The organism is Microbacterium sp. Marseille-Q6648 (genome assembly GCF_943181415.1).
Lineage (GTDB): Bacteria > Actinomycetota > Actinomycetes > Actinomycetales > Microbacteriaceae > Microbacterium.
Window position 1 is genome coordinate 468,609 of record NZ_CALPBZ010000003.1, and the last position, 9,048, is coordinate 477,656.

Below are 9,048 nucleotides of genomic sequence, written 5' to 3' on the forward strand. Positions count from 1 at the left end.
GGGCGACCGTGCCGGCGGGTCGACCGTGTGCCGCCGGGAACCGGGCGGCGGACCGACCGGCGGCAAAGGTGCTAGCGGGTGACCGTCGCCATACGCCACGCGCGCAGGGTCGCCGTTGCGCCGCCCGAGACGGCCGCGTGCACACCGAGCGCATCGGCTCGCGTGGGGTACACCCGCGCCGCCAGCGGGACACCGTCGGCGAAGGCCTCGAGGGTCGAGTGGTCGACGAGAACCCGAAGACGGATGCCGCGACCCGCGGCCGCCGCGCCCGACGCACCCGCCGGCGGGACCACCCCGGCATCGTCCTCGACCGCGTGGCCTTCGATGCCACCGCCCGTCGAGACACCACCCGCCGTCGAGACACCGTCCGCAACGACACCGCCGAGCGGTGCGACGTCGACCGTGCCGTCGAGGCTCGACCGCGACCGGTCGAGGTCGAGCGTCACCTCGTCGCCGGAGCGCGCGAGGCGGTAGACCGTTCCCTCGGCGCCGTCCGGAGTTGCTCGCACCGTCAGCGCGAGTCCGCCGCCGTCGGGCAGATCGACGTCGAGCTCGAGGTCGAGCTGATCGCCCCCGACGACGCCCGCGGCGGAGGTCGCATCCCCGTCGAACAGCAGGTCGCGACGCAGGGCGTCCACCTCGGGTGCCGGCTCCTGGTGCAGCCCGCCGCCGGAACCCGCCCCGGCCGCACGGGCGGTGACGACGCGGGGCAGCGACATGACACCGGACCAGCCCGCGTCGCCGGTGGCGGCATCCGATCGACCCTCCTGCATCCAGCCGAACATGATGCGCCGGCCGGACTCATCGAGCATCGACTGCGGCGCGTAGAAGAAGCGGCCGCCGAGATCCAGCCGGTGAAGCGCCTCGGGGATGAAGCGATCGCCCTCGTACCGACCCGACCAGTAGAGCGGATGCAGGGTCTCACCGTCGTTCCACGCCGAGAACACCAGCACGTCGCCGGCGCCGGGCACGGTGAAGAGGTCGACGCACTCCCACATCGTGCCCGTCCAGTCGGGAGCCCCGGGAGACCCGGTGCGCGCATCGCCGGTGAGCAGTTCGCCGACATAGGTCCACGAGCGCAGGTCGTCGGATTCGTACAGCAGCGCCGTGCCGCCCACCCCTCGGATGCCGGACCCGACGATCTGCCGCCAGCGACCGCCTTCTCGCCACACGCAGTGGTCGCGGAACGCCACGACATCGAGCCCCGGAGGCGGCGACGCGATGACGGGGTTCGCGGGATCCTTCGTCCAGGTCGTCAGGTCGGCACTTCCGGTCGCCAGGCACGGCAGCTCGCGTCCGTCGTGCCGCCCCGAGTACATCAGGTGCGACACGCCCGCGTCGTCGGTGACGAGCACGCCCGACCAGCACCCGTCGACGTCGGGACCGGTACTCGGCTCGAGCGCCACGGGCAGGTCGCGCCACGTCACCAGGTCGGTGCTCACGGCGTGACCCCACTGGATGCGGTGGTGCACCGGCCGTTCGGGGTTGAACTGGTAGAAGAGGTGGTACTCGCCGCCGCGGTGCGAGAGGCCGTTCGGGTCGTTGAGCCAGCCGGCCGGGGCGACGAAGTGGAACCCCGGGCGGTGCGGGTCGGCGGCGGCGCGCGCGGCGAGCGCCGCGGTGGTGAGTCCGGCGCGCGAGTCGTCGATGAGGGTCATGCGGGGTTCTCCGTGTCGGTGTCGATGTCGGTGCCGGTGCGGGTGCCCTGCTCGGCCTCCACGCTGCGCTGCAGGGCGGTGCCGGGAGCGTCGGCGGGCGGGGCGTACCGGCCGCAGCGCACCCAGTGCTCGGGCTGGTCGCTGAGACGGTGGAAGACGGCGCGGTCGGTCGCGCACGCCGTGTCGGTCTGTCCTTCGTAGGCGCACCCGGTCGGATGCAGCACCTCGCGGCGCAGCCGCGCGCGCTCTACCGGGTCGAAGCCCTCGGTGCGCGTGGGGTCGGGCACGGCCGAGATGAGCAGCCGCGTGTAGGGGTGGGCGGGGTTGGCGAGCAGCTGAAGCGCCTCGCCGCCCTCGACGAACTCGCCGGCGTACATCACGACGATGCGATCGGCGAGATATCGCGCCGAGGCGAGGTCGTGGGTGATGTAGAGCATCGAGATGCCCTGCTCCTCGCACAGCGTGCGCATGAGGTTCAGCACCCCGATCCGCACCGAGACGTCGAGCATCGAGGTGGGCTCGTCGGCGAGCATCAGCCGTGGACCGACCGCGAGCGCCCGCGCGATCGCGATGCGCTGGCGCTGTCCGCCCGACAGCTCGTGCGGGTAGCGCTCGAGCAGCTCCGCCGGCAGGTCGACCTTGGCCATCAGGCGCCGCTTCGCCTCCTCCATCGCGTCGCGACCGCGGCCGACGACCCCGTGGACCGTGAGCGGTCGCTCGAGGAAGTGCCCGACCCGGTGCGCGGGATTGAGGGAGCCGAAGGGGTCCTGGAAGATCATCTGCACCGCAGAGCGGTACCGCCGGCTGGCTCCGCGCGGCTCGGCACGGAGCATGTCGCGACCTTCGAAGGCGAACGTGCCGCCGGTCGGCTGCTCGAGGCGGGCCAGGCACCGCGCGAGGGTCGACTTGCCGCTGCCGGACTCGCCGACGAGCGCGACGATCTCGCCGTGGGCGATGTCGAGGTCGACCCCGCCGAGGGCGCGCACGCGTCCGCGCGAGAACAGCCCGCCGGTCGCGAACGTCTTCGTGAGTCCGCGCACGCTCAGCACGGTGGTGCCGGTGCGCGCGTCGGAGGATTCGGTCAGGGTCATGACATCACCGCCGTCTGCAGGTCGTCGGCGCCGACCGGCGCGACGAAGTGGCCCGCCGCGACCTGCTCCAGGTCGGGGATGCGGCGGAATCGGACGCCCTCGCCGAGCCCGCGCAGCCTCGTGCGCGGACCGGTCAGGGGCGGGAACGCGTTCATCAGCGCCCGGGTGTACGGATGCCGGGGGTCGGCGAACACGGTGCGTGCGGAGGCGGTCTCGACGAACCGGCCGGCGTACATCACCGCCATGCGGTCGGACAGCTCGACCATGAGCGACATGTCATGGGTGATGAACAGCACCGCGAAGCCGAGCTCGCGCTGCAGGTCCTTGATCTGCGCCATGATCTCCTGCTGCACGACGACGTCGAGCGCCGTCGTCGGCTCGTCGAGGATGAGCAGCGGCGGGCGCAGCGCCGTCGCCATCGCGATGACCACACGCTGGCGCATCCCACCCGACAGCTGGTGCGGGTACGAACGCAGACGGTCCCGGGGGATGCCGACGAGGTCGAGCAGCTCGGCCGCCCGCGCGAGAGCCTGCTTGTGCGGCATCCGCTCATGCGTGGTGAAGATGTCGGCGATCTGGTCGCCGATGGTCATCACCGGGTTGAGCGAGTTCATCGCGCTCTGGAACACCATCGCGACCTGCCGCCAGCGGAAGGCGCGCAGCTCGTCGGCGTCGAGGGCAAGCACGTCGGTGTCGCGGAAGCGGACCGAGCCGCCGGCGATGACGGCCGGGTCGCGCAGCAGCCGCAGGATCGCGTTCGCGATTGTGGACTTGCCGCACCCCGACTCCCCCGCCAAGCCGAACACCTCGCCCTCGCCGACGGTGAAGCTCACCCCGTCGACGGCGCGGACGGTGCGGGCCTCGGTGACGTACTCGACCGTGAGGTCGCGGATCTCGAGCAGCGCGCTCATCGGCGGGCCCCCTTCCGGGTCTCGGTCGCGCCGGCGGCGCCGGTCACGGATGCCGCGACGGGCGTGGGCTCGTCGGGCGACGTGCGCCGGCGCGGACGCCGCAGGCGCGGGTTCGTGGTCTCGTCGACGCCGTAGTTGACCAGGGCGAGCGCGAACGCCACGAGCGCGATGCACACGCCCGGCGGGATGAACACCCACCAGGCCCCGGTGAGGAGGGCGCCGTCGTTGCTGGCCCAGTAGAGGTTCGTGCCCCAGCTGATCGTGGAGATGTCGCCGAGGCCGAGGAACTCCAGGCCCGCCTGCGCGCCGATGCCGAAGATGACGCAGGCCAGCAGCGTCGACATCACGATCGAGGCCATGTTGGGGAGGATCTCGCGGAACATGATGCGCACGCCCCGCTCCCCGGTGACCTGGGCGGCAGCGACGAAGTCCTTGCCGCGGATCGACAGCGCCTGCGAGCGCAGCACGCGCGCCGACCCCGCCCACCCGGTGATGACGAGCACGATGATGACCGTGCCGAGGCCCTGCGGCAGGAACGCGGCGAGGATCACCAGGAGCGGCAGTCCCGGCAGCAGCAGGAAGACGTTCGTCACGAGCGACAGGAGGTTGTCGACAGCGCGTCCGAAGTACGCCGACGCCAGCCCGACGAGCAGGCCGACGAAGGTCGAGGCGATGCCGACGACGAAGCCGACGAACAGCGACGAGCGCGATCCCCACACGTTCAGGGCGAACACGTCCTGCCCCTTCGCGGTCGTGCCGAACCAGTGCTCGGCCGAGGGCGGCTGCGCGCCGAGGCCCTGGATGAGGGTGGGGTCGCCGGGGGCGATCACCGGCGCCAGCAGCGCCACCAGGGTGAACACCGCCAGAATGATCAGGCCCGTGACCGCCTTGGCGTTCGAGAGCAGGCCGTGGATCAGTCCGCTGCGAGCGCGCCGCGGGCGGCGGGCGGCTGCGGGCGCGGCATCCCGATGGCTGCCGGGCGCCCCGTCGGGCGCGACGCCGAGATCGAGCTCGGCCATGGCGCGGGGGTCCTGTGCGAGTGACATGGTGAAGACCTCTCAGCTGACGCGCACGCGCGGGTCGAGGCGGACGTAGACGACGTCGACGGCGAAGTTCGCGATGAGCACCGCCGTGGTGATCGTGAGGAACAGGCCCTGCATGAGCGGGTAGTCGAGGTTCGACACCGCCTGCAGCAGCTGGTAGCCGACGCCAGGGTAGGCGAAGACGACCTCGGTGAGGAGGGCTCCGCCGACGATGAAACCGAGCGACATGCCGAAGGCGGTCACCGACGGGAGCATGGCGTTGCGGGCCGCGTAGCCCAGCATGATGCGATTGCGGCGCAGGCCCTTGGCCTCGGCCATCACGATGTAGTCCTCGGAGTTGGTCGCGATCATCGTGTTGCGCATGCCCAGCATCCAGCCCCCGATCGACACCAGCACGATCGAGGTGGCCGGCAGGACGAGGTGGTACGCGACGTCGCCGAGGAAGGCGAGGGAGAACTCCGGGGTCGAGCCGACCGCGAAGGCGTGCCGCAGCGGGAACCAGCCCAGGGTGACGCCGAAGAGCCATAGGGCGCCCATCGCGAGCCAGAAGTACGGGAACGAGCCGATGAAGATCAGCACCGGCGGCAGGACCGAATCGAGGATGCCGCCGCGCCGCCATGCGGCGAGGATGCCGAGCAGGTTGCCGATCAGCACGGCGATGATGAGCGAGCTGAGGCCGAGCAGCACGGTCCAGCCGATCTGGGCCGAGATGACGTCGGTCACCGGGGTCGGGAACCGCGAGATGGAGAAGCCCATGTCGCCGGTGAAGATCTGCCCCAGGTAGCGGAAGTACTGTTCCCACAGCGGCGCGTCGTCGAGGCCGAACGAACGGCGCAGCGCGTCGATCTGGTCGGGGCGGATCTCGCCCTGCAGCCGCGCGACCATGCGCGAGACCGGGTCGCCGGGCATGAGGCGCGGGAGCATGAAGTTGAGGGTGATCGAGACCCAGAACGCGGCGAGGTAGAAGCCGAGTCGTCGGACGATGTAGCCCATGGGGGTCCTCCTCGAGGGCGGGGCGGGTGGCGGGGCGGGGCGGTGTGTCGGGGTGGGGGCGGGGGCGGGTGTGTCGGGGGGCTGGGGCTTGGCCTCGGGGACGCGTGCGCACGCTGCACATCCGTGCGTGGGAATCACGCACGCAGGGGGCGCGTGCGCACGCGGCCCGGGCGAAGCCGGCGGGATCAGCCCTGGACGGGCTCGAGCGACGTGAGGATCAGCACCGCGGTGCGGGCACGGACCGACAGGGTCGCGTACGGGTCGTCCTCGCTCGGCCAGCCGGTGAAGCGCTCGTTGCTCGCCGCACCCCACTCAGGGCCGGGGAACAGCGGCGCGACCGGCGCGGCGTCGGCGAACAGCGCCTGAAGCTCGCCCATGATGCGCTGCTGCTCGGCTTCATCGGATGCCGCGGCGAACGCGTCCAGCAGGGCGTCCGCATCGGGGCTGCCGTACCGGTGGTAGTTCTCGAACGTCTGCTCGCCGACCGGCTTCACCGTCTCGGTCGACATGACGCCGCGATAGAACTGGTACGGCGTCGGCGCTCCCGCGCTCCACACGATGCCGGAGTCGAAGTCGCCGTTCTCGTACCCGGCGACGACGTCGCCCCAGTCGCGTGCGGCGACGGTGACGGTCACGCCGAGGTCGGCGAGGTTCTGCGAGATGACGTTGCCCACCGAGACCCAGTCGCTCGAGGTCGAGCCGACCGAGAAGTCGAACGCGAACGGGGTGCCGTCGGGCAGCATCCGCGTGCCGTCGTCGCCGAGGGTGATGCCCGCCTCGTCGAGCAGCGCGCCGGCGGCCTCGAGGTCGCGCTCGGTCCAGTCGCAGTCGCCCGCCACCGCGTCGTCGCGCCACGAGTCGTAGGCGCCCGAGAGGCCGGTGCAGTCGGCGGGACCGGTGTAGCCCTGCATCCCGATCTCGGTCACCTGCTCGCGGTCGACGGCCATCGACAGCGCCTTGCGCACGTTCGGGTCGTCGAACGGCGCCTTGGTGGTGTTGAACTGCCAGTTGATCATCGAGCCCGTGGGCGGGAACCAGTAGAACCGGTTCTCGGGGTCCTTCGCGACGTAGGCCTCGTCGATGTTCGGGATGAACTGCGGCGCCCAGTCGACATCGCCGTTCGCGGCGGCGAGGTTCGCTCCGTCGTTGCCGGCGAAGGCCAGCATCCGGATGCCCTCGATCTTCTGCTTGTCCGGCTGCCAGTACTCGGGGTTGCGCAGCAGATCGAACGACTGCGCCTGGAAGTTGGACACCTCGGTGTACGGACCGGTGCCGACCGGCTCCTCGTTGGCGAACGTCGTCGGGTCCTCGACCTCGCTCCACACGTGCGCGGGCGCGATGATCTGCTGGCCGATGTCGAGCAGCGCCGGCGAGAACGGCTCGGAGAAGTCGAACTCGACCGTGAAGTCGTCGACCGCGGTGACGGTGTCGATGTAGTCGAACCCGCCGCGGATCTCACGCTGCAGGTCGAACGAGACCACCACGTCTTCGGCGGTGAAGTCCTCGCCGTCCGACCACTGCACGTCTTCGCGCAGGGTGTAGGTGATGCCCGAGCCGTCCTCGGCGACCTCCCACTCGGTCGCCAGCCAGGGGGTGGTCGAGCCGTCGGCCGGGTTGAAGATGAGCATCGACTCGTAGATCGCCTGATGCGTCATCGGGAAGTCCGGGTTGGCGAAGGGGTTGAAGTTCTGGTCGAACGTCCCCATGTCCTCCCGCGGGATGGTCAGAAGCTGCGAGCCGTCGAGGTCGCTCGAGGCGGTCTCTCCTCCGCCGCCGGCGCAGCCGGTCAGCGCAAGCGCGCCGACAGCTGCGAGCGCGCACAGTCGTGCCGCCCTGGTGTGCAGTGCCATGATTGGTGCTGTTCCTTTCTTCTTCGTTGAAGCCGAAGGGTCGCGCTCGTCTTGAGATGTCCAGTCACACGGACGAGCGTTCGAGGAGCGGGCAGTCGACCGTCACGGTTCTCGTGTCGGTCGGCTGGCCCGCCGTGATCGCGGCGAGGATGTCCACACCGCGGGCGCCCATCTCATCGAAGGGCAGTGCGACCGTCGTCAGACCGGGTCTCAGGTAGGCCGCGATGAGCTCCTGATTGTCGAATCCGATGACGGCGACGTCGTGGGGGATCTTCAGACCCCGTTCTTTGATCGCGTCGTAGGCGCCCATGGCCATGCGATCGTTCGCGCAGAACAGCGCGGTGGGCGGGTCGGCGAGGTCGAGCAGCGCCTCGGCCGCGGTGAAACCGCCGTCGGCGGTGGCGTGCCCCGACAGCTCCAAGGCTTCGTCGATGCGGATGCCGGCATCCCGCAGAGCCTCGTGATATCCCTGGCGCCGCCCTACGGCCGCGGGGATGTCGGGGTCGAGGTTGACGAATCCGATGCGCCGGTGGCCGGCCGCGAGCAGCCGTTCGGTCGCCCGGCGTCCGCCCGTGCGCTCGTCGGGGACCACCGCGGGGAAGCGCCCCTCGGCGTCGAAGCAGTTCACGAGCACCGTCGGCACCTCGCGCGCGAGCTCGGGGACGACGACCGGGCGATGCCACGTCGTGGCGTAGATGATGCCTTCGACCCGCTGCTCGAGAAGGCGCTCGATGGCCGCGTTCTCGGCATCCGGGTCGGACTCGGTCGAGGCGATCAGCAGGTGCTTGTCGCTCAGGAGCGCGCGGTCCTGAGCGCCCTTGATGATGTCGACGGCGAACGGGGCGGTGACGATCTCGGTGACGAGGCCGTACCAGTCGCTGCGCTGCTGGGCGAGGGCGCGGGCGCCGGCGTTGGGCCGGTAGCCGAGCTCGGCCGCCGCGGCCAGCACGCGGTCGCGGGTGTCGTCGGCGAGCGTGACCGACCGCCGGTCGTTGAGCACGAGCGAGACCGCGGTGCGCGAGACCCCGGCTGCCGCGGCGACGTCTTTCATCGTCACGGGGCGGCGGTGCGGGGTCTGACGCGACATTGCGGAATCCTTGGTGGTGCTAACTCGTGTTAGGTGGTGGGTGTCACGATGCTAACCCGTGTTAGGCAAACGGGTCAAGTGAGAGTTGTGTCCAGCGATCCGCTCCGGGGACAGGCGCATGTGGCGCAACCCGGTTGGCGGCATCTGCGGTCAACGGTCCAGGAAGCGACAAAGTGCGCCCACTGCGGGCGCAGCATCCACCCGCGACGCAACCCGGTTGGCGGTATCTGCGGTCAACGGTCCAGGAAGCGACAAAGTGCGCCCACTGCGGGCAGCATCCACCCATGACGCAACCCGGTTGGCGGCATCTGCGGTCAACGGTCCAGGAAGCGACAAAGTGCGCCCACTGCGGGCGCAGCATCCACCCGCGACGCAACCCGGTTGGCGGTATCTGCGGTCAACGGTCCAGGAAGCG

General features: G+C 70.7%; 7 protein-coding genes. All 7 read right to left on the bottom strand.

All coding sequences use genetic code 11. The features are described 5' to 3' along the window. Window positions 1-71 precede the first annotated feature (71 nt). The gene (locus tag NFR93_RS12280) at window positions 72-1,658 is read right to left on the bottom strand and encodes a glycoside hydrolase family 32 protein (protein WP_251453572.1); all 1,587 of its coding nucleotides are present in this window, start codon (window positions 1,656-1,658) and stop codon (window positions 72-74) included. Beyond that, a complete protein-coding gene (locus NFR93_RS12285) occupies window positions 1,655-2,749 on the bottom strand; it encodes an ATP-binding cassette domain-containing protein (protein ID WP_251453573.1) in 1,095 nt (364 codons plus the stop codon). The genes NFR93_RS12280 and NFR93_RS12285 overlap by 4 nt, the downstream gene beginning before the upstream one ends. Beyond that, window positions 2,746-3,660: an ABC transporter ATP-binding protein gene (locus tag NFR93_RS12290; RefSeq protein WP_251453574.1), complete on the bottom strand. Its 915-nt coding sequence runs from the start codon at window positions 3,658-3,660 to the stop codon at window positions 2,746-2,748. The genes NFR93_RS12285 and NFR93_RS12290 overlap by 4 nt, the downstream gene beginning before the upstream one ends. Beyond that, on the bottom strand, window positions 3,657-4,706 hold the full coding sequence (locus NFR93_RS12295; protein ID WP_251453575.1) for an ABC transporter permease: 1,050 nt from the start codon (window positions 4,704-4,706) through the stop codon (window positions 3,657-3,659). The genes NFR93_RS12290 and NFR93_RS12295 overlap by 4 nt, the downstream gene beginning before the upstream one ends. A 12-nt stretch (window positions 4,707-4,718) precedes the next feature. Then, on the bottom strand, window positions 4,719-5,696 hold the full coding sequence (locus NFR93_RS12300) for an ABC transporter permease (protein ID WP_251453576.1): 978 nt from the start codon (window positions 5,694-5,696) through the stop codon (window positions 4,719-4,721). Between the two features lie 185 nt (window positions 5,697-5,881). Further along, on the bottom strand, window positions 5,882-7,546 hold the full coding sequence (locus NFR93_RS12305) for an ABC transporter substrate-binding protein (RefSeq protein ID WP_251453577.1): 1,665 nt from the start codon (window positions 7,544-7,546) through the stop codon (window positions 5,882-5,884). Between the two features lie 64 nt (window positions 7,547-7,610). Further along, on the bottom strand, window positions 7,611-8,633 hold the full coding sequence (locus NFR93_RS12310) for a LacI family DNA-binding transcriptional regulator (RefSeq protein ID WP_251453578.1): 1,023 nt from the start codon (window positions 8,631-8,633) through the stop codon (window positions 7,611-7,613). Between the last annotated feature and the right edge of the window lie 415 nt (window positions 8,634-9,048).